We start from the raw sequence: 26,875 nt of genomic DNA on the forward strand, positions 1-26,875 counted from the left end.
AAATCAGACCAGCGCCCCGCCGCCTTCGACGAAGACGGTGGCACCGGTCATGTAGGGATTGGTCATGAAGGCCAGCGCCTGGATGGCGATATGTTCGGGCAGGCCGACCAGGCCCGCCGGCAGTTTCTGGGCGGCGCCGTCGAACATCGCCTTGCGTCCGTCGCCTTCGAGGGTGTCGTACATTTCGGTTTTCACCAGGCCGGGCGAAACGCAGTTGACCCGCACGGGCGCAAATTCCAGCGCCAGGCCCCGGGTCAGCCCCTCAAGGCCCGCGTTGATCGCACCCTGGATGGCGGCGCCGGGTTTCGGGCGGATCGACAGGAAGCCCGAGGTCAGGGTAAGCGAGCCGCCCTCGCGGATCTTCGCGGCGCGGGCCAGACGGTAGGCGCCCCAGAACTTGGAGTTGAAGGCGGCATAGGCGTCTTCCAGCGACAGCTCGCGCACGGCGGCGACCTTGGTGCGCGCGGCCGAGCAGAAGACGTGGTCATAGGGGCCTGCGGCGTCGAAATGCGCCTCAAGCCCCGCCGCATCGCCAGTGTCGAGCGTGACGCCGGTGACGCGGCCCTCCAGCCGGGCGACGGCGGCGGCGACATTGTCGGCCGAACGCGAGGCGATGGTGACGCGGGCCCCCTCATCCAGGGCGGCGCGGGCGACGCCAAAGCCGATCCCGGAGGATCCGCCCAGCACGAGGAGGGTCTTGTCTTCTAGGCGCATGTCAGGTGTCCTTTTCCCGGGTAGACTGGGGCAGCCAGCGTTCGGCGGTGCCCGGATGGTCGTAGCGCATGGGGGAACCGAAGGCCTCGAATTCGATCAGCAGGCCCCAGGGGGTGCGCCCGAAGCGGCCCCGGTTACCGGGCCCCTCTTCCTGGCCGGTCAGCCCGTAGGGACCTTCCAGCAGGCGCCCACCCTCGGCGGCGAAGGCGCGGGCGGCGGCGTCGATATCCTCGACCGTCAGGCTGAAATGGCTGATCCCGAGGGCCGCGATATTGGTTTCCCCCGCGCCCCTGGGCTGGTCGATCTCGAAGATCTCAAGGTTCGGGCCGTTCTGCAGGCGCAGCATGGACACGGCGGTGATCGCGCGCTCTGCATCCAGCCCGTTCTTCGGGGCCAGTTGGGTACCGGGCAGGGGCGCGCGGCATTTGTCGGTCAGCGAAAAAAGGACCTCGGCGCCGAAGACGCGGGTGAAAAAGCGGACGGCCTCGTCATGGTCGGGCACGGTCAGGCCGATATGTTCTATGCCGCGAAAGGCGGGGGCTCTGCGCATGGTGACCTGTCCTGTGCATTGTTTCGCAGGGGCGGCGGGCCCTCGCCGGGCTGCCCCCGAGAGCAGATAGATTTCGAACGCGAAAGGAAATATCAGGAGACTTCACAGCACTATTCGATGAGATCGAACAATGGACGACCTGCGCCTGATGCGGCTGTTTGTGTCGATAGCCGAGGCGGGCAGCCTGTCGGCCGTGGCACGGACCTGGGGGGTGGCGCCCTCGACGGTGACGCTGGGACTGCAGCGGCTGGAAGAGCGGCTGGGCACCCAGCTGGTGCTGCGTTCGACCCGTCAGCTGTCACTGACCCATGACGGAGAGCGTTTCCTGACCCGTTGCCGCGCGCTTCTGGCCGAGCTTGACGAGGCGATGAACGGGTTTTCCGACGCCGGGCCGCTGACCGGAGAGATCCGGCTGACCGCCACCAATGATTTCGGTCGTCGCCGCGTGGCACCGTTGATCGGGGCCTTTCTGGCGCAACATCCCGGGGTGTCGGTGCAGCTGTTTTTCACCGACACGCTGGTGGATCTGGTCGAGGGCGGCTTTGACATCGGTATCCGCACCGGGCCGCTGCCGGATTCAGATCTGCGGGCGCGGTTGCTGATGCGGGGCCGTAAATGCGTCTGCGCCGCCCCCGCCTACTGGGACCGTCATGGCCGCCCCGCCCATCCAAAGGAGCTGTCGCAGCATGCCTGCCTGGTGCTGGGGACGCCCTCGGCCTACCAGTCGTTCTGGAACTTTCGCGATCAAGGCGCGCCGCTGCGGGTGCGCATCAGCGGCAACCGCCGGGTGAATGACGGCGAGACGCTGCGCCGCTGGGCCGTCGAGGGCGCCGGGGTGATCATGAAATCCAGCTTCGACATCGACGCCGAGCTGGCCCGCGGCCAGCTGGAGACAGTGCTTGACCGCTACCTGAGCGCGCCCACCAACATCTACGCCGTCACCCCCGGCCGGTCCCAGGACGTGCGCCGGGTCCGGGTGCTGGTGGATTTCCTGGCCCGCAGCCTGGGCTGAGGCGCCTCAGGCCCCGATGCGGGCGACCTCGGGGCCGATGTACTGGGCGCGGGGGCGGATCAGCGTGCCGGTGGTGATCTGTTCGATCGCATGGGCCATCCAGCCGACGCTGCGCCCGATCGCGAACAGCGCATAGGCGGCATCCTCGGGCAGTTGGCAATGGCTGGCCAGGGCCGTCAGCGCCACGTCGATGGTGGGTTCCTGGCCGGTGCGGCTGCGCACCAGGTCGATCAGGGCGCGGATCTCGGTCGGGGGCGGGAAGGTGGCCAGCAGCGCGGCGGCCCGTGGATCGCCCTCGGGATATAGCTTGTGACCAAAGCCGGGCAGGGCGCTGCCGGTCGCCATCCAGCGGTGCAGCGCCGCCTCGGGCGAGGATCGCCGGGCGTCCTCGACCACCAGCTGCACCCGTCGCGTGGCATCGCCGTGCATTGGCCCCGACAGCGCCGCCATCCCCGCCAGGGCCGCCGCCGCCAGCGAGGCCCCGGTCGACACCGTCACCCGTGCCGCGAAGGCCGAGCTGGTCAGCTCCTGGTCGGCCAGCAGAACCAGCGCGCGGCGGATCAGCGCGGCCTTGTCGGCACAGCCCCAGCCCTCGGCCAGACGTTGATGCAGCGGCGCGCCGGTGTCGGGCAGATCGGCCATGTGGCTGGCCAGCAGCCCCACCAGCCGGGCGGATTCGCGGATCAGGATCGCGGGCGCCAGGGAATGCGAAGGCATCGCCCCGGCCGTGGCGATCGCCAGCGCGGCATAGCTGCGCGCCCGCCCGGGCAGCGGGGCACCGGGCGGCAGGCTGGGGAAGAGCGGTGGCTGCTCGGTGTCCCACAACAGGCTTGCGACCTCTTCCAGGCTTGCATCCTGCGACAGGGCCACGGCATCGCGGCCCCGGTAATAAAGCCGCCCGTGCAGGATCGTCGAGATCCGCGTGGTGATGATCGGCTCGCCCCAGGACATCGTGCTTTCAGCAATCTTCCGACGGCCCCGGCCCATCTTCTGGCGCTGCACCATCGCGTCGATGTCATCGCCGCGATAGCGGTTGCGGTTCGGGCGCTCGGGGTCTGGGCGCACCTCGATCAGGCCGCGGCTGACATAGGCGTAAAGCGTCTGGCGCCGTACCCCCAGGGCCGTACTGGCCTCTTCCTGACTGAGCCATTTTTCCATGTTGATTATATTAATCAATGTTGACGTCTCTGTCACTCATATATCAGTTTCCCCACAGGCCACCTCCTGAGGAGACGAGGTGCGCGCATTCGAGACATGATCGGCACATCCGGACCGGCCCGCCCATCAGGCATGCGGCGCAGGGCAGGCCCGGTGCCGTTCAGCCGAAGGAAACCGCGGTCGGAGGGCCGTGTTGCAGAAACGGGAGGATTTCCATGAGCGTATCGTCACCCAGCGAGGGGCTGGTGTCTGCGGCTGAACGGCCGACACGCACACGTTACACAATGCTGGCGCTGATCCTGGCGCTGGCCACCGTCGCCTATGCCGACCGCGCGATCCTGTCGATCGCGGGGCCCGGCATCAAGGCCGAATTCGGCCTGTCACCGGTTCAGCTGGGCTACATTCTGTCGGCCTTCAGCTGGGCCTATGTCGTGGGCCAGGTGCCGGGGGGCATCCTGCTGGATCGCTTCGGCACCAAGGCGATCTACGGCACGGCCCTGATCCTGTGGTCGGTCGCCACCTTCCTGGTGGGCCTGATCGGCGAGGTCACGACGAACCTGTCGGTCGCGCTCGGGCTGCTGTTCGCGCTGCGCTTCGCGCTCGGCCTCATCGAGGCCCCAAGCTTTCCCGCCAATGGCCGCATTGCGGTCATGTGGTTCCCGAAGGGCGAACGGGGGCTTGCGACCTCGCTTTTCGCCTCGGCGTCCTATTTCGCGGTGGCGATCTTTTCGCCGCTGGCAGGCTGGCTGGTGTCGGTCTTCAACTGGCCGGCGCCGTTCTTTGCCCTGGGACTGCTCGGCGTGTTGCTGGCGGTGGTGTGGTTTGCCACGATGCGCATGCCGCGGGCGCATCCGTCGGTCAATTCGGCCGAGCTGCGCCACATGATCGAAGGCGGCGCCATGGTCGACATTGACAGTGACGCGGCGCTGAAGGCCCGGCCCCGGCTGTCGGCCGCCACCTTCCGGCTACTGCTGTCCAGCCGAATGCTGTGGTGCGCCTATATCGGCCAGTATTGCACCATCGCGCTCAGTTATTTCTTCATCACCTGGTTCCCGATCTACCTGGTGCAGGCGCGCGGCATGAACATCCTCGATGCCGGGATCTCGACGGTGGTTCCGGCGATCTGCGGCTTCCTGGGCGGCATCACCGGCGGCACGGTGTCGGATGCGCTGATCCGGCGTGGCTGGTCGGTCTCGGCCGGGCGCAAGACGCCCTATGTGGTCGGCATGCTGATCGGCTGCGCCATCGTGCTGGCGGCCGTCGCGGAGAACAACCTTCTGGTCGTCGCGCTGATGGGCCTGGCCTTCTTCGGCAAGGGCATTGCGGCGGGCGCGGGCACCTGGGCGGTGATCAGCGACACCGCACCGAAACAGGCCGTCGGCCTGGCGGGGGCGGTCTTCAACTGCATCGGCAACATCGGCGGCATCGTGACCCCGATCGTCTTTGGCTACATCGTCCAGGCCACCGGCGGCTACACCGTTGGACTGTATTTCGTGGCGGCGCATTGCCTGGTCGCGGCGCTGCTCTTCGCCTTCGTGATGGGCCGGATCGAACGGGTCGAAATGCCCTCCGACCGCACCCACTGACCGCATGCCCGCTCCCGACATCTTCTGAAGGACCCCGCGATGACCGACTACGTTCTTTCCGACGACACCCGTGCTAGGCTGAAGCGGATCTCGACCGCCTCGATCGCCACCCAGCTCTACAAGCGCGGGTTGCGCAACCAGTTCATCCAAGGGGTTGTCCCGGTCAGCCCCAAGGCAGAGCGCATGGTGGGCCAGGCCTTCACCCTGCGCTACATCCCCGCCCGTGAAGACCGCAACCCCCTGGAGGTCTTCCGCGACCCCGCCCACAAGCAGCGCGTCGCGGTGGAAACCTGCCCGCCCGGCCATGTGCTGGTGATGGACGGTCGCAAGGACGCGTCCGCCGCGACCGCGGGCTCGATCCTGGTGACCCGGCTCGCGGTGCGCGGCTGTGCCGGCGTCGTCTCGGATGGCGGCTTCCGCGATGCCGAAGGCATCGGCGCCCTCGACATGCCCTGCTTCTACGCTGGCCCCTCGGCGCCCACCAACCTCACCAAGCACGAGGCCTCGGACATCAACATCCCCATCGCCTGCGGCGACGTGGCGGTCTTTCCCGGCGACGTTCTGGTCGGCGACCGCGACGGCGTGATGGTGATCCCCGCGCATCTCGCAGACGAGATCGCCGAGGTCTGCTCCGGCATGGAAGCCTTCGAGGATTTCGTCCTCGAAGAGGTCCTCTCCGGCACGCCGATCATCGGCCTCTATCCCTGCACGCTGGAAGAAAACCAGCAAAAGCTCACCGAATGGCGCGCCCGCACGGGCCGCTGACCCTTCCCCATTTTCTTGTTTCCAATACCTCGGGGGTCCGGGGGCAGCGCCCCCGGGGTCTCCACCGGAAAGGACATTCCATGGATGGCACCACACCCGCCCATCCCGGACCACCCGCCAATGGTCCGCAACAGACATTCGCCGCCCCCGCCCTGCGCCCGGGGGCCGACTTGACAGATCCCAGCCCCCGGGCCTTCCGGCGCGGCACCCGATGCAGGAGACAGCAATATGGAAAAACCGATCATCCTGAAGGCGGCAAAGCTGCCCGATACCACCGTTGCCGAACTGAAGGCGACCTTTGACCTGATCGAGCTGCCCACCGACCCTCAGGCCGCCGGGGCGCTGCTGGCCGCCGAGGGCGCGCGGGTGCGCGGCGTGGCGCTGCGCAAGACGGTCATCGACAGGGCTTTCCTGGCGGCGCTTCCCGCGCTCGAGATCATTTCCAGCTACAGCGCCGGGCTCGACAATGTCGATGTGCCGGCGGTACGCGCCCGCGGCATCGCCCTCGAGACCACGTCGCATATCCTGGCTGGGGATGTCGCCAATGCGGCCCTTGGGCTGGCGTTGGCGGTGACGCGGGATCTGGTGCAGGCCGATGGCTTCGTGCGGGCCGGGCGCTGGCCCGGACAGCCGCAGTACCGGCTGGGGCGGTCGATCTCGGGCATGACGGTGGGGATCGTCGGGCTGGGCACCATCGGCATGGCGCTGGCGCGTCGGCTGGATGCCCTGGGGGCGGCGGTGCAGTACCACGGGCCGCGCAGGAAGCCGGTGGATTTGCCCTACCATGCCGATCCGGTGGCGCTGGCCGAGGCCTGCGACATGCTGATTCTGACCTGCCCCCTGAGCGCCGAGACCCGCCATCTTGTCGATGCGCGGGTGCTGCGGGCGCTCGGGCCCCGCGGCTTCCTGATCAATGTCGCCCGCGGTCCCGTGGTCGACGAGGCGGCGCTGCTTGCGTGCCTCGCGGCGGAGGGGCTGGCGGGGGCGGCGCTTGATGTGTTCGAACATGAACCCGAAGTGCCCGCCGCGCTGATCGCCAATCCGCGGGTGGTTCTGACACCGCATCTGGGCTCGGGCACCGAAGAGACCCGGCAGGCGATGGCTGATCATGTGGTCGACACTCTGGCCCGGCATTTCGGCCTGCCCGGGCCGCGCGGCCAGGCCGCTGCCCCCGGGATGCGCCGCGCCTGACCGTCCCGGCGGCCGTCCCCCCCCCCCGGCATGTCCTTGCAATATGGGTAAATCGGGGAAATACCGGGCGGGTGCGGCCGCCGTCCTTCCGGGCCTGCTGCGCGGGCAGCGGAGAGGACAGTGGGATGCGCCGGGCTTTTTCGACCTTGATGGATGTCGCGGCGGCCTCGGGCGTGTCACGCTCGCAGGCATCGCGGGCACTGCGCGGTGATCCCGGCGTGCGCGAGGACGTCCGGGCGCGTGTGCTGGAGGCGGCGCAGCGGCTGGGTTACCAGGTCAATGTCGCGGCCCGGCAACTGGCCAGCGGGCGGGCCACCAGCGTCGGCATCGTCATCGGCGAGCCGATGAACCCCTATCACATGATGATGGCGTCCGAGATCTCGGATGCGCTGCAGTCCGAGGGGCTGGATCCGATTTTCGGCCTCGGCAAGTCGGGCACCGATGTACGTCTCGACCAGATCGAGCTGCTGCTGAGACAGCGCGTTGCCGCGGCGATGCTGATCGGTTCGCCCCGCGATCCGCAGCTTCTGACCGAGATCAGCCAGCGCCTGCCCTGCGTCTATATCGGCGAGGACGTCAGTGCCCGCGGCATCCGCTGTATCTTTGCCGATGACCAGCGCGGCGCAGGGCTGGTGGTTGATCACCTGCATGCTCTGGGACACCGGCGGATCGCGCATATCTCGGGCGGCACGGGGGCCGGTGCCCGGCCACGCGCCGAGGGCTATGCACATGCCATGCAGGCCCATGGCCTGACACCGATCCTGCATCAGGCCTGGTTCGACCTGGATGGCGGCCATGCGGGCACGGATGCGCTGATGGCCCGCCGCGAACGTCCGACGGCGATCTTTGCAGCCAGCGACCGGATCGCCTTCGGCGCGATGAACCGGCTGCGGGGCCTGGGGTTCCGGGTGCCCGAGGATGTCTCGGTGGTAGGTTTCGACGATTCCGTGGATTCCGGGAGCGAGACCATTTCGTTGACCACGGTGCGCCAGTCGGCCCGGCTGTTTGGCCGACACGCGGCGGATCTGGTGCTGGATATCCTGTCCGACAGGGATTCCGAACTGGTCCGCGTGATCCCGGTCGAGCTGATCGTCCGCGGATCCTCGTCCGGGTGCTGTGACTGATCCGGGCATTACGCAAAAAAAATTGGGATCGCTCCCATAAATTTTCGTTCACCCTATTGTGGGTGCGCGTATGACGCGGCAATAGAGCGCAGTACGCCAACGCTGCGACACAGGCCCGGCACGCCCCGACTCTCTCCCGGGGGCCAGGCCGGCCGAGCCACGACCAGGAGCCACTCGAGATGATACCGAGAAGCGGTGCGCGGGAAGAGCGCGCAAGAAAAAATGAAAAATCAATGAATATGATCAACAGGCGCAGGTTCCTCGCGGCGACGACTATCCTTGCCGGGGCGGGTCTGGCTTTTGCCGCTGTGCCGCAGGCCTTTGCCGCTACGGCAGAGGACCAGCTGGCATCCCTGGCCAACTTCCTGTCGGGCAAGACGGTCGATGCCGCGCTTGTTGCCCGTGCCGGGAGCGCTCTCAATGTCAGTGACACCGGTTTTGCCCAGGCCGCAGCCGAGCTGAGCGATTTCATCGCCGCCAATGGCATCACCGACACCGATGCGCTTGCCGCTGCTGCGGGGTTCACCCCGGCCATGCAGCAGACCGCGCAGGCCCTGCTGAAGGCGCTCTACCTGGGTTACGTCGGCGAGCCGAAGGCCCATGTCGCCCATGATGGCGTGGTCTTCGTGTCGTTCTCCGAGGCGCTGGCCTATGGCGTGACCTCGGCCTATGCGCCGATCCCCAGCTATTCCACCTGGGGCAGCGGCTATTGGGCCCAGCTGCCGCAACAGGGCTGACCCGGCTCCCTCCGGACAAGATTTTCAAGGATAGAACAATGGCTCAACAATACGACGCCGACGTCATCGTCGTGGGCTCAGGGGCGGTGGGATCGAACACGGCCTACGCGCTGGCCCAGCAGGGCAAATCCGTCATCCTGCTGGAAGCAGGTCCCAACGTGCCGCGCTGGAAGCTGGTGCAGAACTTCCGCAACTCCGGTCGCCACTACGACCACAACGACCCGTATCCGAACAACCCCTGGGCGCCGACCTCCTACCAGGAGGGGTATCTGCAGAACTCCGGGTCCTTTGACATGATGCCGGGGATGCTGAAGCTGGTGGGCGGCACCACCTGGCACTGGGGCGGCGCCACCTGGCGCTACATCCCCAATGATTTCAAGCTGAAGACCCTTTACGGCAAGGGCCGCGACTGGCCCATCGACTATGACACGCTGGAGCCCTACTACACCCGCGCGGAATACGAACTGGGCATTGCCGGCTCGGACACCGAGGACCAGTCGGGCAAGAACCCCGGCCAGCCCTATCCGCCCCGTTCCAAGCCCTACCCGGTCGATGCCGAGCCCTGGGTCTACAGTTCCAAGGCGATGAAGGATGTGCTGGAGCCTGCGGGCTACAAGATCGTGCACGAGCCCACCGTGCGGACCCACCGTCCCTATGACGGCCGCCCCGCCTGCCAGGGCAACAACAACTGCGACCAGATCTGCCCGATCGGCACGCTCTACAATGGCTCGATCCATGCCGACAAATGCCAGCGCGCCGGCGTCAAGCTGATCACCGAGGCCGTGGTGCACAAGATCACCAAGGGTGCGGGTAAAAAGATCGAGTCGATCTCCTACCTGACGCCCCAGAAGGAAGAGCACACGCTCAAGGCAAAGGCCTATGTCATCGCGGCGCACAGCTTCGAGACCGCCAAGCTGCTGCTGATGAACGATGTCGCGAACTCCTCCGACATGGTCGGCCGCAACCTGATGGACCACATCGGTATTTCCATGAGCTTCCTGGCCCGCGACACCATGTGGTCGGGCCGCGGCCCGGTGCAGCAGGCCACGATCATGGACTGGCGCGACGGCGCCCACCGGTCTGAATTCTCGGCCAACAAGACCGCGCTGGCAAACCCGAATGCCACCATCGACATGGCCCGCGAGGCGATCGAGAAGGGCCTGATGGGTTCGGCGCTGGATGCGCGGATCAAGGACACGGCCTCGCGCTGGATGTACCTTTATTCCTTCTTCGAGATGCTGCCCGATCCGGCGAACCGGCTGGTGCCGAACCCGGACTGGAAGGACAGCATCGGCCTGCCGGGGATCAAGATCCACTTCGACGTCGATGATTACGTCAAGGCCGGCGCCGCCAGGGCGAAGGAGATGTACCAAGACATCAACGACCGCATGGGCGGAGAGATCCTCAGCATCAGCGGTTACGAGAACCATGACCACCTCATGGGCACGATGATCATGGGCAGTGATGCCCGGGATTCCGTGGTGAACCACGAGGGGCGGACCTTCGATCATGACAACCTGTTCATCGCCTCGGTGGGCGTGATCCCTGCGGCGGGGGTGATCAACCCGACGCTGACGGCCGTTGCCCTGGGCATCCGCACCGCCGACATCATCGCCAAGGAGGTGTAAGATGGGCCTGATGACGAAACGCTTCAGCGCGGCCCTGGGTCTGGCGCTGGTTTCGGCCGCCTCGGCCGCGCTGGCCCAGGACGGTGATCTGGTGGCGCGGGGCGCCTACCTGGCGAAGGCGGGCGACTGCGCGGCCTGCCACACTGCGGAAGGCGGCGCCGAAATGGCGGGCGGCTATCCGTTCCACATGCCGATGGGGACGATCATCTCGTCCAACATCACGCCCTCGAAGGGCTTCGGGATCGGCAACTGGTCCGAGCAGGACTTTGCCCGCGCGGTCCGCAAGGGGGTGGCCCCCGGCGGCCATCACCTGTTGCCGGCGATGCCCTACACGTCCTATTCGAACATCACCGATGACGACATGAAGGCGCTTTATGCCTATTTCACCCAAGGCGTGAAGCCGGTGGACAAGGCGCCGTCCGAGAAGACCATACTGGACTTTCCGTTCAACCTGCCGGGCGTGATGATGGGCTGGGATCTGGTCTTTGCCCATGGCAAGCCCTTCACCCCCGATCCGGCGCTGACGGATGTGCAGAACCGGGGCAAATACCTGGCCGAGGGCCTGGCGCATTGCTCGACCTGCCATACGCCGCGCAACCAGATGATGGCCGAAAGCGCCAGCAAGTACCTGGCGGGCGCCGATGTTGACGGCTGGCACGCGCCGAACATCACCTCGGATCCGGTCAGCGGCCTGGGCGGCTGGAGCAGTGACGAGATCGCCTCCTACCTCAAGGATGGCCATGCCGAGGGCAAGGCACAGGCCGGCGGTCCAATGGCAGAAGCCGTCGAGAAAAGCTTCCGCTTCCTGACCGATGACGATCTGCACGCCATTGCCGCCTATCTCAAGACGGTGCCGCCGGTCCGCGACGACAGCCAGAGCGCGCCCGGCTACGCGGTGGCACAGGCGCGGAAAGTGGACTGGACCAGCTTTGAAAGCAGCGCTTCGGCGAATGACAGCCCGGCACATGTCGATGCCTCATCGACCGATGGGGCGATGCTCTACAACACCAACTGCGCCGCTTGCCACGGCATCAGTGGTCAGGGATCGCGCGATGGCTATTTCCCTTCGCTGACCCGCAACAGCGCGGTGGGTGGCAGCAATCCCACCAATCTGGTGATGGCGATGGTCGATGGCATCCACCGTGACGGGGCCGACCGGGTGGCGGTGATGCCGGCCTTCGCGTCGGACAGCCAGCGGATCCACACCGGCCTCGACAACGACCAGATTGCCGCCGTGGCGAATTACGTGACGGCCAGCTTCGGCCAGGGGGATGCCGGTCTGAAGGGCACGGATGTGGCCCGTATCCGCCAGGGTGCGGCGCCGGGCTTCCTGATCCGTAACGCGGCCATCCTGGCCACCATCGGCTTCATCGTCGCGGGCCTCGTGGTGCTGGTCCTGCTGGTGCTTATTGTCGCCCGGCTTCGGCGCCGCAAGGCCTGAAGGGATATCCCTGGCGGGCGCCACCGGCCCGCTACACGGCTGATCGCAAGACAAGGGCCCCCCGGATTGTCTCCGGGGGGCCTTCTCGATGTCGGTTCCCCGCCTTATCATCTTTCAGGAAATATGCCGGGGTGAATGCGCGGCACGCGCAGAGGGGCAGCGCCCCTTTCCCGGGCCTGCTTTCAGGCCACGGGTCTCAGACCATATCTTCGCCCAGCAGGGCCTCTGGCAGGTCCTGGAAACAGACCGGGCGCAGGAAGCGGCGGATCGCCAGGGTGCCGACCGAGGTCGCCCCGAAGTTGGTCGAGGCCGGATAGGGCCCGCCATGGACCATCGCATCGGCCACCTCGACGCCGGTCGGGAAGCCGTTGACCAGCACCCGGCCGGCCTTGCGCTCAAGGATCGGCAGCAGCGCGCGGGCCTCGGCCAGATCGCTCTCCTCCATGTGCAGCGTGGCGGTCAGCTGGCCCTCGAAGCCCTGCGCCAGAACCGCCATCGCCTCCTGGTCCGGCACCCGGATCACCAGGCCCAGCGGCCCAAAGACCTCCTCGCCCAGGGCATGGTCCTGCAGATAGGCCTCGGCATCGGTCTCGTAGAGGTTCGGCGCGGCGCTGCGGCCTTGCTGCGGGGTGGCCAGCAGGGTGCGCACGGTGTTGCGGCTCTCGAAACGCTCTTTGCCGGCGCGGTAGGCGGCGGCGATGCCTTCGGTCAGCATGACCTGCGGGGCGACCTGGCGCAGGGCGGCGGTGGCGGCGGCGACGAAACTGTCCCCCTCGGCGCCGGTCGGCACCACGGCGATGCCGGGGTTGGTGCAGAACTGCCCCGCGCCCATGGTCAGCGATCCGGCCCAGCCCTTGCCCATCGCCTCGGCCCGCGCAGCGAGCGCGCCCGCCAGCACGAACATCGGGTTGACCGAGCCCAGTTCGCCGAAGAACGGGATCGGTTCGGGCCGGGCGGCGCAGAGATCAAACAGCGCGCGGCCCCCGCCGAGCGAGCCGGTAAAGCCCACGGCCTTGATCCGCGGATGCTGCACGAGGGTGGTGCCGACATCGCGCTTGCCGCCCTGGATCAGGCTGAAGACGCCCGGGTGCAGGCCGCAGGTCTTGATGGCGGCATGGATCGCCTCGGCGACGATCTCTGCGGTGCCGGGATGGGCGGAATGGCCCTTGACGACGACCGGGCAGCCGGCGGCAAATGCTGCGGCGGTGTCGCCCCCCGCAGTCGAGAAGGCGAGCGGAAAGTTCGAGGCGCCGAAGACCGCGACCGGGCCGATGGGGCGCTGGATCAGCTTCAGGTCGGGGCGCGGCAGGGGCTGGCGCTCGGGCAGCGCGGGGTCGTGGCGCAGGTCGAGGTAGGCGCCCTTGAGGATGTGATCGGCAAAGAGGCGCAGCTGGCCGGTGGTGCGGCCGCGCTCGCCCTGCAGGCGGGCCTCGGGCAGGCCGGTTTCCTGCGAGCCGATCTGGGTGATCGCCTCGGCGCGGGCCTCGATCTCATCGGCGATGGCGGTGAGGAAGGCGGCGCGGGTGGCGCGGGTGGCGTAACCGTAGGACCAGAAGGCCTGTTCGGCGGCTTCGCAGGCGGCGTTGACCAGATCGGGGGTGCCGACGGAGAAGCTGTGCACCGGACCGTGGGCGGGTTCGGAGGGGAAGCGGGCCTGGGTCGCGACCCATTGGCCGGCGATCAGGTGCCGGCCGTGGGGGGTGAAGGCGGGTGTGGTGCCATCCATGGAATGTCCTTTCCGGTGGAGACCCCGGGGGCGCTGCCCCCGGACCCCCGAGGTATTGGAAACAAGAAAATGGGGAAGGGTCAGCGGCCCGTGCGGGCGCGCCATTCGGTGAACTTTTGCTGGTTTTCTTCCAGCGTGCAGGGATAGAGGCCGATGATCGGCGTGCCGGAGAGGACCTCTTCGAGGACGAAATCCTCGAAGGCTTCCATGCCGGAGCAGACCTCGGCGATCTCGTCTGCGAGATGCGCGGGGATCACCATCACGCCGTCGCGGTCGCCGACCAGAACGTCGCCGGGAAAGACCGCCACGTCGCCGCAGGCGATGGGGATGTTGATGTCCGAGGCCTCGTGCTTGGTGAGGTTGGTGGGCGCCGAGGGGCCAGCGTAGAAGCAGGGCATGTCGAGGGCGCCGATGCCTTCGGCATCGCGGAAGCCGCCATCCGAGACGACGCCGGCACAGCCGCGCACCGCGAGCCGGGTCACCAGGATCGAGCCCGCGGTCGCGGCGGACGCGTCCTTGCGACCGTCCATCACCAGCACATGGCCGGGCGGGCAGGTTTCCACCGCGACGCGCTGCTTGTGGGCGGGGTCGCGGAAGACCTCCAGGGGGTTGCGGTCTTCACGGGCGGGGATGTAGCGCAGGGTGAAGGCCTGGCCCACCATGCGCTCTGCCTTGGGGCTGACCGGGACAACCCCTTGGATGAACTGATTGCGCAGGCCGCGCTTGTAGAGCTGGGTGGCGATCGAGGCGGTCGAGATCCGCTTCAGCCTAGCACGGGTGTCGTCGGAAAGTACGTAGTCGGTCATCGCGGGGTCCTTCAGAAGATATCGGGTTCACCGGCGGTTGCGCCGTATGAGGTTTCGAGGAAATCGAAGTCGCAGCCCTTGTCGGCCTGCGTGACGTGTTTCGAGAACAGGTGGCCATAGCCGCGCTCGTAGCGGGGGGTGGGGGCGGTCCAGGCCGCGCGGCGGGCCTCCAGCTCGGCCGCGTCGACCAGCATGTCGAGGCTGCGCGCCTCCAGATCCAGCCGCACGATGTCGCCGGTTTTCAAGAGCGCCAAAGGCCCGCCGATGTAGGATTCCGGGGCGACATGCAGCACGCAGGCGCCATAGGACGTGCCCGACATCCGCGCGTCAGAGATCCGCAGCATGTCGCGATAGCCCTGCTTGATCAAGGCCTTGGGGATCGGCAGCATGCCCCATTCGGGAAAGCCCGGGCCACCCTGGGGACCGGCATTCCTCAGCACCATCACCGTGTCGGGCGTGATCGCAAGATCCTCGTCATCGACCGCCTTCTTCATCTCGGGGTAGCTGTCGAAGACCAGCGCCGGGCCCTCGTGCCTGTAGTATTTCGGATCGCAGGCGGCGGGCTTGATCACCGCCCCGTCGGGGCAGAGATTGCCGCGCAGCACCGCCAGAGAGCCCTCGTGATAGACCGGGTTCGACAGCGGGCGGATCACGTCGTCATTGTAGACCTGCGCGCCCTCCAGGGTCTCGGCCAGGGTCTTGCCGGTGATGGTGATCACCGTGGTGTCCAGCCGGTCCTCGATCTGCTTCATCAGCGCGCGCAGGCCGCCGGCGTAGAAAAAGTCCTCCATCAGGTAGTCCTTGCCGGCGGGGCGGACGTTGGCGATCAGCGGCGTCACCCGGCCAAGCGCGTCCAGATCGTCCAGCGTCAGATCGATCCCGGCGCGGCGCGCCATGGCGATCAGGTGCACCACGGCGTTGGTCGAACAGCCGGTCGCCATGGCGACGATGGCGGCGTTCCGTACGGAGGCGTCTGTTATGATCTTCGCGGGCACCAGGTCTTCCCAGACCATCTCGACGATGCGGCGCCCGCAGTCGGACCCCATGCGCTGGTGATTGGCATCCGCCGCCGGGATGGAGGATGCGCCGGGCAGCGTCAGCCCCATCGCATCCGCAATCGCGGTCATGGTCGAGGCCGTGCCCATGGTCATGCAGGTCCCCGCCGAGCGCGCGATGCCGCCCTGCACGCCCTGCCATTCCGTATCCGAGATATTGCCGGCGCGGCGTTCGTCCCAGTATTTCCACGCATCCGAGCCGCTGCCCAGGATCCGGCCCGCGTAATTGCCGCGCAGCATCGGCCCGGCGGGCAGGAAGATCATCGGCACCCCGGCGCTGATGGCGCCCAGCACCAGGCCCGGCGTGGTCTTGTCGCAGCCCCCCATCAGCACCACGCCATCGAGCGGATGCGAACGGATGACCTCTTCGGTCTCCATGGCCAGGAGGTTGCGATAGAGCATCGAGGTCGGCTTGGTGTTGCTTTCATCGACGGAAAGAACAGGCATTTCAACGGGAAAGCCACCGGCCTGCAGCACGCCGCGCTTGACGTCCTTGACCCGCTCGGGGAAGTGCGAATGGCAGGTGTTGAGTTCGGACCAGGTGCTCAGGATGCCGATCACGGGCTTGTCGCGGAACTCTTCCTCTGCATAGCCCAGCTGCATCATGCGCGAACGATGTCCGAAGCTGCGCAGATCATCCGGCGCAAACCAGCGCCCGGAACGAAGGTCTTCAGGTTTCTTGCGTGTCATGTCGTCTTATCCCGTGAATGCGAAACTGAGCCAGAACAGCAGGGCGGCCAGCACCAGCCCGAACACCTCGGGCCAGTTGCCGAAATCGTAGTATTCCGCCTTTTCCTCGGCCTCGTATTCGGGTGCCGAGATGTCCTCGTCCTGGCGGGTCAGCTTGTATTTGTCGTCTTCGGTCATCGGATCGGTCTCCTCAGTCCAGCATCGAGGGCAGCCAGAGCGCCAGGTCGGGGATGAACAGCACCAGCAGCAGGCCCACCGCCTGAAGCCCGATGAAGGGCATCACGGCCAGGAAGATGTCCTGCAGCTCGATCTCCTTGGGGGCCACGGATTTCAGGAAGAAACAGGCGGGTCCGAAGGGCGGCGAGAGGTAGTAGATCTGGATGTTCATTGCGAAGAGCACGCCGAACCAGACCGGGTCGTAGCCAAGCGCCACCACCACGGGGGCGAAGATCGGCACGGTGATGAAGAGGATGGCGATCCATTCCAGGAAGGTGCCCAGCACCATGACGATCAGCATCATGACGATGATGACGACGATGGGGGCGACGTCGAGGCCGGTCAGAACGCCGCGCAGGAATTCCCCGCCGCCGATCCGGTTGTAGATGCCGATCAGCGAGACCGCGCCCAGCACCAGCCAGATGATCGAGCCGACGGTCAGCACCGTCTGGCGCATGCTGTCGCGCATCATCCGCCAGCTCAGCTCGCCGCGGACGGCGGCGATGATCACCGCGCCGACGGCGCCGATGGCGGCGGCTTCGGTGACGGTGGCGATGCCCGAATAGATCACGCCCAGCACGGCGCCGATCAGGATCGCAGGCAGGATGACGCCCTTGAGGTACTTCAGGCGCTGGAAGAAGGGCAGGCCGGTTTCGGGAATGTCGTAGACCGGCGCCATGGCGGGGTTCAGGCGCACCCGCAGCAGGATGTAGCCGATGTAAAACGCGGCCAGCAGCATGCCGGGCACGGCCGAGGCCGCGAAAAGCTTGGTGATCGAGACCTGTGCCGCCAGGCCGTAGATGATCAGCACCACCGAGGGCGGGATCAGCGTGGCCAGGGCGCCGGCGGCGCAGATGATGCCGATCGAGAGCTTCTTGTCGTATCCCAGGCGCAGCATCTGCGGCAGGGCGATCAGGCCCAGCATGACGATCTCGCCGCCCATGATGCCGGACATGGCGGCCAGAACCACGGCGACGATGCAGGTCTGTACGCCGACCGAACCGCGGAAACGCCCGCCCATGATCGCCATGGAGTCAAACAGTGTCTTGGCGATGCCTGATCGCTCTAGCACATTGGCCATGAAGACGAAGAACGGCACGGCGATCAGTTCGTACTTGTGCAGCACCTCGCCGACATTGGCGGCGACGATGAAAAAGCCCGCCCGTTCGCCAAAGTAAAGCAGCGCCGTCCCCAGCGAGACCGTCAGCGTCGTGATCCCCAGCGGCACGCCAAGCGCCATCAGCGCCAGCAACGAGACGACGATCAGAAGGGTAATGATTTCAATGCCCAACGCTGATGTCTCCTTCGGTTTTCTGGCACCAGCGGATGATGTTGGCCAGCAGCTGCGCCATGTAGAGGCCGCAGCCCAGGATGATGATGGTCTTGAAGATGGTGGGCTGGATGGAGTTGAAGGCCGAGCCGGAATATTCCGTCCGCGCCAGCACCTTCATCGCGGGTTTCCACAGTGCCAGCGTCAGGGTGAAGACGGCGCCGAAGCTGATCAGCATCTGGAACAGGCGGAACCAGTGCCAGAGCTTCGGCCCGACGACCAGTTCCAGCATGGTGATCGAGATGTGGCGGTTGCGTTCCGTCACGTAGCCGACGGCCAGCACCCAGGTTGCGGCACAGAGCGTCATCGACATCTCGGTGGACCAGTCAGAGGGGCGGTCGAAACCGTAGCGCATCACCACCTCGGCGGCCGAGATCAGGATGCAGGCGAAAAACAGGATAGAGCAGCCCTGGCCGATGAAGACGCTGATGCGGTCCATCCATCGGGCGTAGCGGGCCAGAAGGATCTTCATGGCACCCTCCGGGAATGTGGGGAAGGCCGCGCCGGTGGGGCGCGGCCGGCGGGATCAGTCCTTGAACAGGCCGATCTCGGTCATGTATTTCAGGTTCGCATCCAGCGCTTCCTGCGCCAGCGGCGATTTCTTCGCATAGTCTTCCCACTGCTGGCGGGCGACGTCGCGCATCTTGTCGCGATCGGCCTGGGCCCAGTTGATCACGTGGATCTTGCCGCCGGCCTCGTCGCGGGTCGCCAGCTCCTGATCCAGCCGCGCGGTTTCCTTGGCCATGGCGAACATGGCGTCGTACCACCAGTCATGCAGCGCCTTCTGATCTGCGGGAGAGATCTTCTTCCAGGTGTCCGCGTTGATGGTGAACTGCATCGACGGCATCGAATGGATGCCGGGGAACAGCGGGTAGGGCGCCACGTCATGCAGCCCCGAGATCGAGTTGTTCACATAGGCCGAGGCATCGGCCGCGTCGACGATGCCCTTTTCCAGCGCGCCGTAGACCTCTGAGAAGGGGATCGACACGGGCGAGGCGCCGGCGGCCTTGAAGACGGCTGCGGCCAGACCCTCGGGCGAACGGATCTTCTTGCCGGCCAGATCCGCGAAGGTGTTGATCGGCACGCGGGCGGGCAGGGATTCCTTGGAATAGGGACCGCAGGCCACCACGTGGACCTCGCCGCCGGTGACTGAATCCGCAGCCTTCTGCATCATCGCCTCGCCGCCGCCGTCCTTGCAGAAGCCCAGCATCTGCTCGGGCGTGTCATAGCCCGAGATCAGATCGCCCATGATCGCATAGGCGGGCTCCAGCCCGGCGAAATAGTTCACCGAGGTGAAATCGCCGTCCAGAACGCCCGCGGCCACCGCCTCGGGGGTTTCGCGCGCCGGCACGACCGAACCGTTCGGCGTCAGCACGATCTTGATCCGTCCGTCCGTCATCTCCTCGATTTTCGGCAGCCATTTGTCGGTCAGGAACTGGGTCGAGAAATCGCCCGCGTTGAACGAGGTCTGGATGTTGAGCGTCTGGGCCGATGCGATGCCCGCAGGCATGGCAACAGTGGCGGCCAGAAGCGCCGTCAGCGTGAATTTCATGATGTCCTCCCTTGAAGCGGTCTGGGTCGGCACCGCTTAACTTATGCATTAATATATTAGTGCATTCCCCGCAAGCCCGTTGTAAATTCCCCCGGTAAGAAACGTTCAGAGGACGGGAAAACAAAGAAAATGAGCGGTTCCAGCTCCTCGGCGGCCCTGTCGGCCGGAGATGTCCGTGCCTCGGTCGGGCCCGGCGTGATCAAGCGCATCTCGGCCAGTCAGCAGATTCACGCGGCCCTGCGCGACCGGATCGTGTCGCTGCAGCTGCTGCCCGGGCAGTCGCTGTCGCGCACCGAGGTCTCCGAGACCTACGGCGTCAGCCAGACCCCGGTGCGCGAGGCCATGCAGCGCCTGGCCGAAGAGGGGCTGCTGCTGATCTTTCCGCAGTCCAAGACCGAGGTGTCGCGCATCGACATCGGCCATGCCCGCGAAACCCAGTTCCTGCGCCTTTCGGTCGAGCTGGAGGTGACGCGCCGCCTGGCCCAGGCCCATGATCCCGCCGTCCTGCCCGAGATCGAGATGACCCTGGATCGCCAGCAGCGCGCGATGGAGGCGGGCGACATGGCGGAATTCTCCGTGCTGGACCGGGCATTCCACCGTACCCTGTGCGGCCTGGTCGGGGTCGAGCCGCTGTGGGATCTGATCACCGCGCGTTCGGGCCATATCGACCGGCTGCGCAACCTCAACCTGCCCGACCCCGGCAAGCCGGCCTCGATCATCCTGTGCCATCGGCAGATCCTGGCGGCGATCCGGGCGGGGGACGTGCCGGGCGCCGAGGCCGCCGTGCGCGAGCACCTGACGGGCACCCTGGCCCGGGTCGAGGACATCCGGGCCCGCCACCCGCAGTTCTTCTGAAACGCCGGATGCCTGTTTGCTGGCCGGTTTGCGGCGCGCGGCGGATTTCGGCGCGCCATGAACCCGGGCGTGCGTGGCAGGGGGGCGGGCTTCGTCCTATTGCGGCATGACGATTCACTGGAAGGACATCCTATGACCCGCCCGCCGCTGCTGCATCCCGCCCCGCGCCCTTCTGCCGGACAGGCGTGCTGAGATGGCGCTTCTGGACAGTTCCGCAGGCGGCCTGGTGTCGCGCATCGGGGCCCGCAGCCTGGCCGTGGCCCAGGGTGGGCTTGCCGCCATGGCCTTCAGCCTGCTGCTGGCAGGGACCAATGCAACCACGCCGCTGCTGCCGGTCTACAACAGCGCCCTCGGCTTTTCGGCGCTTGAACTGACGCTGACCTTCTCGGTCTATGTGGCGGCGCTGATCGCGACGCTGGTCTGGGCGGCGCGTCCGGGTCCGGCGGGGCGGGCGGCACAGATGCTTTGCGCAGCACTGGTGCTGGCGATGGCGGGGGATCTGCTGCTGTCGACGGCCACGACACCGGGGATCCTGGCGGGCCGGGTGCTGGCGGGGATCTCGGGGGGGTGCGGCACCGGGGCTTCGGCGGCGCTGGTGACGGCGGTGCTGGGGGACCGGGGGCGGGGCCTGTCGGCCACCGGAAACCTGGCGGGTGCCATTGTCGGCACCATCGGGTCGCAGCTGATGCTTTGGTCCTTCGGCGAGGCGGCGGTGCACCTGACCTTCCGCCTGCATGCGCTGGTCTGCCTGGGGCTGCTGGTGCCGCTGGGGTTGGTGCTGTGGGCGCGGCGCAGCCAGAACGCCCGCGACGTGCGCCCCTCGGGCGAGGCCGGCGGGGTGCAGGCGGTGCTGCGGCGCAACCTGCTGCGGCTGGTGACCGGCTGCGTCGCCTGGGTGGCGCTGTCGTCGTCCATCGTACTGTCGCCGACGCTTTTTGCCCATGCGGGCCAGCCGCTGGCCCAGGCGCTGGTGGTGCCGGTGATGCTGGTGTTCAGCTTTGCCGGCCAGATCGGCAGCCCCTGGCTGGCGCCGCGCTGGCCGCGCTCGCACGGGATGCTGGCGGGGGCGGCGGGGCTGGCGCTGGTGATCGTGGCGGCGCGCACCGGGGTGGGGCTGCTGGTGGTGCCCGGCGCCGCGATGCTGGGCTACATGGGCGGCATGAGCTACCGGTTGTCGCTGGTGCTGATCACCCATGGCACCAGTCCGGCGCGGCAGGGGCGGCTGGCGTCGCTTTATGCGGCGATCACCTATGCCCTGGCGGCGGGGGCGGTGCTGGTGATCGGCCTGCTGGCGCAGCATTATGACTACACCACCCTGGCCGAGGCGCATTTCGCCCTGCTGGCGGTGCTGATGCTGCTGCTGTGGCCGGTGGCGCCGCGCCTGGGCCAAAGCCTGCCCTCCTCCCAGGGGTGATCCCCGCCCCCGGGATGGCACTTAGCTGCGGGGGCGTTCCTTGCCGGGATCGTAATGCGCGACGGGGGCGATCCGGGCCGGCAGGGCCTTCATCCGGCCGTCCAGCTGCCCGACCTCCAGCAGGGTTCCGGCCTCGGCATGGGCCAGGTCGATGCGGGCCAGCGCGATCACCTGGCCGGTCCGCGGCACCCGCATGGCCGAGCACACCTGCCCCACCTGCGCCCGCCCCACCCGCAGCGGATCGCCATGGGCGGGAACCTCGGGGCTGTCGATCTCCAGGCCGACGAAACGGCGTGCCGGATGGGCCTTGCGGCGCAGCAGGGCCTCGCGGCCGACGAAATCGGCGGTCTTGGTCTTCAGCGCCACGGTAAAGCCGATCCCGGCCTCGAACGGGTCGGTCTGGTCGTCGAAATCGTATCCGGCAAAGACCAGCCCGGCCTCGATGCGCACCAGATCCAGCCCCGCCAGCCCCATCGGCTTCAGCCCCAGCGGCGTGCCCGCAGCCTGCACCGCGTCGAAGACCGTGCCGGCGTCCTTCGGATGGCAGAAGATCTCATAGCCCAGCTCCCCGGTATAGCCCGTCCGCGAGACCACCACGGGCGCCCCCGAAGGCCCGCCGATCCGGCCGACGGTAAAGCGGAACCAGTCCAGTTCCATCAGCGCGGCCCGATGCGGCGGGGTCCACAGGATCTGCGCCATCAGCGCGCGCGATTTCGGACCCTGGATCGCCAGATTGTGCAGCTGGTCGGTCGAGCTGCGCACCAGCACGTTCAGCCCCAGCCTTGCGGCCTCTTCACGCATCCAGGTGCCGCCCTCGTCCGTGCCGCCGATCCAGCGGAAGTTCTGCGGGCCCAGGCGGAACAGCGTGCCGTCATCCATCATGCCGCCATGAGGGTGGCACATCGCCGAATAGACCACCTGCCCCTCGCCCAGGGCCGAGACATTGCGCGTCAGCACCCAGTTCAGCAGCGCCTCGGCATCGGGGCCGGTGACCTCGAACTTGCGCAGCGCCGAGAGGTCCATCATCACGACGCCGCTCCGGCAGGCGTGGTAGCTTTCGACCGGATCGCAGGTCGGGAAGCCGTTCGGCAGCCAGAAGCCGCGATATTCGACAAAATCCCGGGTCAGCGTGGCGAAACGGTCGTGAAAGGCGCTGTGGCGGGTCATCTGGGGGGGATCCTCGGGCAGGGAACGCCAGGCGGTGGCGCGGGTCAGGCGGGATGTTTCGGGATAGCGGCGCAGGTGGATGTCGGTCAGGTCCCAGCCATTGGCGGCAGAGGTGTCATCCGGGCAGGCCGAGGACACGCAGACCAGATCCGTCAGCGCGCGCAGCAGCACGTAATCGCCCGGGCGCGACCAGGGTTCATCCGCGACGACGACGCCATGGGCGTCGATGGCGGTGTTGAAGAAAAAGTTCGCGGCCATCCAGCCGGGCCGCCCGGGAATGCCGAAATCCGCCAGCGCGCCGTTGAAATTATCCGAGCAGTTGGCATGGCCGGGATAGCCGATATCGTCATAGTATTTGGCCGCGCAGGCCATGGCGAAGGCATCGTGGCGGCCGCAGGTGTCCTGGATGACCTCGATCAGGGGCGTCATGTCCTGGTCGTAGTATTTCCCGTGCAGTCCCGGCATCGCATAGCTGTGCCCCAGCAGCGTCCGGGTGGTGGTGACATCGAGCGGATGGAAGATGCCGCGATCCACCTTGCGCGCATCGAAGCACTGGAAATCGGTGCATTGCCGGCCATCGACGTCGATGACCTGCAGGTATTCGCCCTTCGCCACCCGGTAGGCCCGCGCCGTGGCCGAGGCGACGCGCAGGTCCTCCAGCGGATCGGCCAGCGGGTCGGGCAGGTCAAAGCGCTTGCCGCCCCGGGGCCGGGCGCGGGTGATCTGCAGGTCGATCGGGCTGAGCGTCGCGGCGCTGTCGGGCGCCATCGGGGCCCCGGGCACGGCCAGCAGCAGCCAGCCGCTGCCCTGGACGGTGAAGCTGGCGGCATCGCCCGGGGGGCTGTCGGGACCGAAGAGGCCGATCACCCGGTCCGGCGTGATGGCGCGCCGCGCCAGCGCCGTGGCGATGGCGGGCAGGCCCGGCAGCAGCGCCCTCAGCCCGGCGGCAGGGCTGTCGGGCGAAACCCCCAGCAGCGGCGCATCGGTGCGGCCTTCGGGGGTGGCGGCCAGCAGCTCGGCCCGCTGGGCGCCTTCGGGGCTGGTGATCGTCAGGCGGTCGCCGGTGCGGATCTCTACGCCCCAGGCCCCGCCGCCGGGGATGCGGTAACGCTCGGTTGCGGGCGGGGGGGCGCCGGGGCGGCGCGGGGGCAGGGCGCGGGGTGGCCCGGGGCGGAAAAGCGGGGCGAACGGGTCCGTCATCGGGGCCTCCTGTCGGGAAAAGGGGCAGGGGATCGGGGCCGGGCGGGGCCAAGGCGACCCCCTGCCAGTCGGGGAGTTCTCAGTCCTGCAGATAGGCGGCCATGGAATCGTCCAGCGCATCCTTCCAGGGCGTGTGATGCGCGGGCGCCATGGTCCCGGTGATCACAGAACGGTAGGAATTGTTGCGGAAGCCCATGATGTCCTTCGCCTTGTGCTTCTTCCATTCAAAGAACGCCTCGCTGGCGCCGTCGATGTCGAAGCTGGGATAGTCGGTCTCGGCCACCAGTTCCTTCACATAGTCGGCCTGGTAGCGGATGGCGTATTTCACGTCGTCCGAGGCCTCCTCGCGCGCTTCGCGTTCGGCCACATCGGCCATCATGGTCTGCGCATCGGGCAGGGCGATGCGGCCCAGGATCACGTCGCGCACCCACCAGGCCTGGGCGTCGAACATGTTGAAGGTGAACCACTGGTCCTGCATCCCAAGGTAGAAGAACGCCGGATTGCGGACCCAGACCACGCCCTTGTACAGATCCGCCGTCGCCAGCCGGTTCGCCGTCTTCAGCCGCAGGTCGTCGGGCAGGAAGGGGAAGCGGTGGCGGTAGCCGGTGCACAGGATGATCGCATCGACCTCGCGCGCGGTGCCGTCGGCAAAGAACACCCGGCGCCCCTCGACGCGCTGCAGGGCGGGTTTCTCGTCCCAGTTCTCGGGCCAGTCAAAGCCCATCGGCGCCGAGCGGTAGCAGCTGGTGATCGACTTGGCGCCGTATTTCCAGCATTGCGAGCCGATGTCCTCGGCCGAGTAGGAGGCGCCGACGATCAGCACGTCCTTGCCGGCGAATTCGCGCGCGTCGCGGAAATCATGGGCGTGCACGATGCGGCCGTTGAACGTCTCGAAGCCCGGGTAGTCCGGCACGTTCGGAGACGAGAAATGCCCCGAGGCGCAGATCACGTGGTCAAAGCTTTCGCGGTAGACGCGGTCCTGGGCCAGGTCGTGCAGCGTCATCTCGAAGGTGCCGGTTTCGGCGTCGTATTCGACCCAGCGGACCACGGTCGAGAACCGGATCATGTCGCGCACACCCGCCTTCAGCACGCGCCCCTCGATATAGTCGAACAGCACGGCGCGCGGCGGATAAGAGGCGATCTGTTTGCCGAAATGCTCCTCGAAGGAATAGTCGGCGAATTCCAGCCCCTCTTTCGGGCCGTTCGACCACAGGTAGCGGTACATGGATCCATGCGCCGGCTCGCCATGTTCATCGACCCCCGTGCGCCAGGAATAGTTCCACAAGCCGCCCCAGTTCGACTGCTTCTCGAAGCAGACGACCTCGGGGATCTCGGTGCCCTTTTCGGCCGCCGACTGGAAGGCCCGAAGCTGGGCCAGCCCCGAAGGGCCCGCGCCGATGATGGCCACGCGTTTCGTCATCTTTCGTCTCCCGTTGCGGTTCTGGTTCTTGAAATATTGGATCAGACCAATTTTCGGTATTGGTTCAATCGGTGTGAACCTGAGTGAACCAGACGTTTTCCATGGGTCAACGAAATTTCTTGTCAGGAAGGGGAGGGGGCTTCAAAATCTGTCTCCATGATGCCCTTTTCATCCCGGAGTCCCCGATGAGCAGCCCCTCTTTCGCGCAGCGCCTGGCGGTGACGGGGGTGCTGCCGCGCCTCGACGTGCAGACGCGGGCGCCGGTTCGAATCGGATTTCTGGTGCCGCTGACCGGCCTGCAGAAGGAATGGGGCGGCCCGGGGGTGGATGGCGGGCGGATCTGGGTTGACTGGATCAATGCCCGTGGCGGGCTGATGGTGGGCGGCAAGCGGCATCTGGTGGAAATGGTGATCCGCGATTCCGGCCTGGGCGCCGAGGCGACGCTGGCCGCCGCGCGCGCCCTGGTCGAACAGTCCCGGGTGCGGCTGGTGATGACCCTTGGCGGAGACGAGCTGGAACCGGCGCTGGCCTATCTGATGGAGCGCAAGACGCTGGTCTCGACCTTGCTGCCGTCGGACCTGTCGCCCGACCGGCCCTATCTGATCGCGCCCGCCGAGGTGCATCCCTTCTTCAACGTGACCGGCGTCGACTGGCTGGCACGGACCCATCCCGGGGCGCGCCGGGTGGCGCTGTGCAGCCAGACCGACCTGCTGGGGCTGCCCTCGCTTGCGGTCTATCGCGCGGCCTTCCGCGTCACCGGCCACCCCATCGTCGAAGAGCTGCGCTATGCCCCCGAGGAAACCGACGCCATGGGCATCGTGGCGCGGATGATGGCGGCGGATCCGGATGTGCTGTGCTGGTGCTCCTCGGCGCCGCAGATGACCGAGGAACTGACCGTGGCGGCCCATCGGCAGGGGTTCCGCGGCCAGATCCTGTGCTGCACGGGCGACGATTACGCGCGGATCACGGAGCGGACCTCGGTCGAGTTCATGGAGCGCTTCACCTTCCAGTTCCCTGATTTCGACGACCCGCTGCTGGCCGACAAGGCGTTCTTCTTCCGCCGCCCAAAGGCGTTTTACGACGCCTATGCGGAACGCTATCCGGGGCGGTGGAACGCGGTCAGCTGGGAATATGCCTCGATGCTGGATCTGTGGCACGCCGCCGTCGAGGTCGCCGACAGCACGGCGCCGGTGTCGGTGCTGGCGGCGCTGAAGCGGGGACGGCAGATGCCCAATGCCTTCGGCCCGGCGCGCTGGTGGGGCCAGGAGGTCTATGGCATCGACAATGCGCTGGTGGGCGACTGGCCGGTGGTGCGGATCCTGGGCGGCAAGGCGCGGATCGCGGAATTCGGCTCGGTCATCGACTGGCTGGACCGCCACGGCCCGATCCTGCTGGAAGAGCTGGAGCAGCTGGGGCAGCTTTGGTCGCAGCGTTTGCCTGTACCGGCACGCTGAAGGCCGTTTTCCGAAACAAAAGGGCCGTTTTTCGAAAGTGTGGGGCGGTGCCGGGGTGCTATCCCGGTGATCAGCCCCGGGGGC

At 67.1% G+C, this 26,875-nt stretch carries 23 protein-coding genes; 11 read left to right on the forward strand and 12 right to left on the reverse strand.

Annotated elements, in window-relative coordinates:
• Positions 1–3: 3 nt before the first annotated feature.
• Both AC2ITM_RS22475 and AC2ITM_RS22480 read right to left on the reverse strand, forming a co-directional pair.
• Positions 4–714, reverse strand: a complete 711-nt coding sequence (locus tag AC2ITM_RS22475; RefSeq protein WP_486470628.1) for an SDR family oxidoreductase — start codon at positions 712–714, stop codon at positions 4–6.
• A gap of 1 nt (position 715) precedes the next feature.
• Positions 716–1,264, reverse strand: a complete 549-nt coding sequence (locus AC2ITM_RS22480; protein WP_486470629.1) for a VOC family protein — start codon at positions 1,262–1,264, stop codon at positions 716–718.
• 130 nt (positions 1,265–1,394) lie between these two features.
• Here AC2ITM_RS22480 and AC2ITM_RS22485 point away from each other — a divergent pair, with 130 nt between their 5' ends.
• Positions 1,395–2,276, forward strand: a complete 882-nt coding sequence (locus tag AC2ITM_RS22485) for a LysR family transcriptional regulator (RefSeq protein ID WP_486470630.1) — start codon at positions 1,395–1,397, stop codon at positions 2,274–2,276.
• Positions 2,277–2,282: 6 nt separating this feature from the next.
• On the opposite strand, the gene AC2ITM_RS22490 is transcribed toward AC2ITM_RS22485, so the two are convergent.
• Positions 2,283–3,434 carry a citrate synthase family protein gene (locus AC2ITM_RS22490; RefSeq protein ID WP_486470631.1) on the reverse strand — a complete coding sequence of 384 codons (1,152 nt, stop codon included), beginning with the start codon at positions 3,432–3,434 and terminating at the stop codon, positions 2,283–2,285.
• Positions 3,435–3,649: 215 nt separating this feature from the next.
• Here AC2ITM_RS22490 and AC2ITM_RS22495 point away from each other — a divergent pair, with 215 nt between their 5' ends.
• The 7 genes from AC2ITM_RS22495 (at position 3,650) to AC2ITM_RS22525 (ending at position 11,906) form a co-directional block, all read left to right on the forward strand.
• Positions 3,650–5,020, forward strand: a complete 1,371-nt coding sequence (locus tag AC2ITM_RS22495) for an MFS transporter (protein WP_486470632.1) — start codon at positions 3,650–3,652, stop codon at positions 5,018–5,020.
• Positions 5,021–5,059: 39 nt separating this feature from the next.
• Positions 5,060–5,785 (forward strand): ribonuclease activity regulator RraA, encoded by a 726-nt coding sequence (locus AC2ITM_RS22500; protein WP_486470633.1) that lies wholly within the window; start codon positions 5,060–5,062, stop codon positions 5,783–5,785.
• A 228-nt stretch (positions 5,786–6,013) separates the two neighbouring features.
• Positions 6,014–6,976 (forward strand): NAD(P)-dependent oxidoreductase, encoded by a 963-nt coding sequence (locus AC2ITM_RS22505; RefSeq protein WP_486470634.1) that lies wholly within the window; start codon positions 6,014–6,016, stop codon positions 6,974–6,976.
• Positions 6,977–7,101: 125 nt separating this feature from the next.
• Positions 7,102–8,100, forward strand: coding sequence for a LacI family DNA-binding transcriptional regulator (locus AC2ITM_RS22510; protein WP_486470635.1), 999 nt, complete (start codon positions 7,102–7,104; stop codon positions 8,098–8,100).
• Positions 8,101–8,333: 233 nt separating this feature from the next.
• Positions 8,334–8,837 carry a sugar dehydrogenase complex small subunit gene (locus AC2ITM_RS22515; RefSeq protein WP_486470636.1) on the forward strand — a complete coding sequence of 168 codons (504 nt, stop codon included), beginning with the start codon at positions 8,334–8,336 and terminating at the stop codon, positions 8,835–8,837.
• A gap of 38 nt (positions 8,838–8,875) precedes the next feature.
• Positions 8,876–10,465 (forward strand): GMC family oxidoreductase, encoded by a 1,590-nt coding sequence (locus tag AC2ITM_RS22520; RefSeq protein WP_486470637.1) that lies wholly within the window; start codon positions 8,876–8,878, stop codon positions 10,463–10,465.
• Between the two features lies 1 nt (position 10,466).
• Entirely contained in the window at positions 10,467–11,906 is a 1,440-nt protein-coding gene (locus tag AC2ITM_RS22525; RefSeq protein ID WP_486470638.1) for a c-type cytochrome, read from the forward strand.
• Between the two features lie 196 nt (positions 11,907–12,102).
• Here AC2ITM_RS22525 and AC2ITM_RS22530 read toward each other — a convergent pair whose 3' ends face one another.
• The 7 genes from AC2ITM_RS22530 to dctP form a co-directional block, all read right to left on the reverse strand.
• Positions 12,103–13,632: an aldehyde dehydrogenase (NADP(+)) gene (locus AC2ITM_RS22530; protein WP_486470617.1), complete on the reverse strand. Its 1,530-nt coding sequence runs from the start codon at positions 13,630–13,632 to the stop codon at positions 12,103–12,105.
• 80 nt (positions 13,633–13,712) lie between these two features.
• Positions 13,713–14,438, reverse strand: coding sequence for a ribonuclease activity regulator RraA (locus tag AC2ITM_RS22535; RefSeq protein WP_486470639.1), 726 nt, complete (start codon positions 14,436–14,438; stop codon positions 13,713–13,715).
• An 11-nt stretch (positions 14,439–14,449) separates the two neighbouring features.
• Positions 14,450–16,183, reverse strand: a complete 1,734-nt coding sequence (gene araD, locus AC2ITM_RS22540; protein WP_486470640.1) for an L-arabinonate dehydratase — start codon at positions 16,181–16,183, stop codon at positions 14,450–14,452.
• 6 nt (positions 16,184–16,189) lie between these two features.
• Positions 16,190–16,360 carry a hypothetical protein gene (locus AC2ITM_RS22545; RefSeq protein ID WP_486470641.1) on the reverse strand — a complete coding sequence of 57 codons (171 nt, stop codon included), beginning with the start codon at positions 16,358–16,360 and terminating at the stop codon, positions 16,190–16,192.
• A 13-nt stretch (positions 16,361–16,373) separates the two neighbouring features.
• Complete coding sequence (locus AC2ITM_RS22550) at positions 16,374–17,690, reverse strand: TRAP transporter large permease (protein WP_486470642.1); 1,317 nt, start codon at positions 17,688–17,690, stop codon at positions 16,374–16,376.
• Complete coding sequence (locus AC2ITM_RS22555) at positions 17,680–18,201, reverse strand: TRAP transporter small permease subunit (RefSeq protein WP_486470456.1); 522 nt, start codon at positions 18,199–18,201, stop codon at positions 17,680–17,682. The genes AC2ITM_RS22550 and AC2ITM_RS22555 overlap by 11 nt, the downstream gene beginning before the upstream one ends.
• A 54-nt stretch (positions 18,202–18,255) precedes the next feature.
• Entirely contained in the window at positions 18,256–19,281 is a 1,026-nt protein-coding gene (gene dctP / locus AC2ITM_RS22560) for a TRAP transporter substrate-binding protein DctP (protein ID WP_486470457.1), read from the reverse strand.
• Positions 19,282–19,410: 129 nt separating this feature from the next.
• Between dctP and AC2ITM_RS22565 the strand changes: the two genes are divergently transcribed.
• Complete coding sequence (locus AC2ITM_RS22565) at positions 19,411–20,136, forward strand: GntR family transcriptional regulator (protein WP_486470458.1); 726 nt, start codon at positions 19,411–19,413, stop codon at positions 20,134–20,136.
• A gap of 193 nt (positions 20,137–20,329) precedes the next feature.
• Positions 20,330–21,550, forward strand: coding sequence for an MFS transporter (locus AC2ITM_RS22570; RefSeq protein ID WP_486470459.1), 1,221 nt, complete (start codon positions 20,330–20,332; stop codon positions 21,548–21,550).
• Between the two features lie 21 nt (positions 21,551–21,571).
• Here AC2ITM_RS22570 and AC2ITM_RS22575 read toward each other — a convergent pair whose 3' ends face one another.
• Positions 21,572–23,917 (reverse strand): trimethylamine N-oxide demethylase, encoded by a 2,346-nt coding sequence (locus AC2ITM_RS22575; RefSeq protein ID WP_486470460.1) that lies wholly within the window; start codon positions 23,915–23,917, stop codon positions 21,572–21,574.
• A gap of 79 nt (positions 23,918–23,996) precedes the next feature.
• On the reverse strand, positions 23,997–25,337 hold the full coding sequence (locus AC2ITM_RS22580; RefSeq protein ID WP_486470461.1) for an NAD(P)-binding domain-containing protein: 1,341 nt from the start codon (positions 25,335–25,337) through the stop codon (positions 23,997–23,999).
• A 185-nt stretch (positions 25,338–25,522) separates the two neighbouring features.
• On the opposite strand from AC2ITM_RS22580, the gene AC2ITM_RS22585 reads away from it, so the two are divergent.
• Positions 25,523–26,791, forward strand: coding sequence for an ABC transporter substrate-binding protein (locus AC2ITM_RS22585; RefSeq protein WP_486470462.1), 1,269 nt, complete (start codon positions 25,523–25,525; stop codon positions 26,789–26,791).
• Positions 26,792–26,875 lie beyond the last annotated feature (84 nt).

It is taken from the genome of Pseudooceanicola sp. NS-SX9 (assembly GCF_057380705.1).

Excerpts from the sequence above, each read along its gene's own strand:
- AC2ITM_RS22475 (WP_486470628.1), bottom strand. The coding sequence starts at position 714 with ATGCGCCTAGAAGACAAGACCCTCCTCGTGCTGGGCGGATCCTCCGGG.
- AC2ITM_RS22480 (WP_486470629.1), bottom strand. The coding sequence starts at position 1,264 with ATGCGCAGAGCCCCCGCCTTTCGCGGCATAGAACATATCGGCCTGACC.
- AC2ITM_RS22485 (WP_486470630.1), top strand. The coding sequence starts at position 1,395 with ATGGACGACCTGCGCCTGATGCGGCTGTTTGTGTCGATAGCCGAGGCG.
- AC2ITM_RS22490 (WP_486470631.1), bottom strand. The coding sequence starts at position 3,434 with ATGGAAAAATGGCTCAGTCAGGAAGAGGCCAGTACGGCCCTGGGGGTA.
- AC2ITM_RS22495 (WP_486470632.1), top strand. The coding sequence starts at position 3,650 with ATGAGCGTATCGTCACCCAGCGAGGGGCTGGTGTCTGCGGCTGAACGG.
- AC2ITM_RS22500 (WP_486470633.1), top strand. The coding sequence starts at position 5,060 with ATGACCGACTACGTTCTTTCCGACGACACCCGTGCTAGGCTGAAGCGG.
- AC2ITM_RS22505 (WP_486470634.1), top strand. The coding sequence starts at position 6,014 with ATGGAAAAACCGATCATCCTGAAGGCGGCAAAGCTGCCCGATACCACC.
- AC2ITM_RS22510 (WP_486470635.1), top strand. The coding sequence starts at position 7,102 with ATGCGCCGGGCTTTTTCGACCTTGATGGATGTCGCGGCGGCCTCGGGC.
- AC2ITM_RS22515 (WP_486470636.1), top strand. The coding sequence starts at position 8,334 with ATGAATATGATCAACAGGCGCAGGTTCCTCGCGGCGACGACTATCCTT.
- AC2ITM_RS22520 (WP_486470637.1), top strand. The coding sequence starts at position 8,876 with ATGGCTCAACAATACGACGCCGACGTCATCGTCGTGGGCTCAGGGGCG.
- AC2ITM_RS22525 (WP_486470638.1), top strand. The coding sequence starts at position 10,467 with ATGGGCCTGATGACGAAACGCTTCAGCGCGGCCCTGGGTCTGGCGCTG.
- AC2ITM_RS22530 (WP_486470617.1), bottom strand. The coding sequence starts at position 13,632 with ATGGATGGCACCACACCCGCCTTCACCCCCCACGGCCGGCACCTGATC.
- AC2ITM_RS22535 (WP_486470639.1), bottom strand. The coding sequence starts at position 14,438 with ATGACCGACTACGTACTTTCCGACGACACCCGTGCTAGGCTGAAGCGG.
- araD (WP_486470640.1), bottom strand. The coding sequence starts at position 16,183 with ATGACACGCAAGAAACCTGAAGACCTTCGTTCCGGGCGCTGGTTTGCG.
- AC2ITM_RS22545 (WP_486470641.1), bottom strand. The coding sequence starts at position 16,360 with ATGACCGAAGACGACAAATACAAGCTGACCCGCCAGGACGAGGACATC.
- AC2ITM_RS22555 (WP_486470456.1), bottom strand. The coding sequence starts at position 18,201 with ATGAAGATCCTTCTGGCCCGCTACGCCCGATGGATGGACCGCATCAGC.
- dctP (WP_486470457.1), bottom strand. The coding sequence starts at position 19,281 with ATGAAATTCACGCTGACGGCGCTTCTGGCCGCCACTGTTGCCATGCCT.
- AC2ITM_RS22565 (WP_486470458.1), top strand. The coding sequence starts at position 19,411 with ATGAGCGGTTCCAGCTCCTCGGCGGCCCTGTCGGCCGGAGATGTCCGT.
- AC2ITM_RS22570 (WP_486470459.1), top strand. The coding sequence starts at position 20,330 with ATGGCGCTTCTGGACAGTTCCGCAGGCGGCCTGGTGTCGCGCATCGGG.
- AC2ITM_RS22575 (WP_486470460.1), bottom strand. The coding sequence starts at position 23,917 with ATGACGGACCCGTTCGCCCCGCTTTTCCGCCCCGGGCCACCCCGCGCC.
- AC2ITM_RS22580 (WP_486470461.1), bottom strand. The coding sequence starts at position 25,337 with ATGACGAAACGCGTGGCCATCATCGGCGCGGGCCCTTCGGGGCTGGCC.
- AC2ITM_RS22585 (WP_486470462.1), top strand. The coding sequence starts at position 25,523 with ATGAGCAGCCCCTCTTTCGCGCAGCGCCTGGCGGTGACGGGGGTGCTG.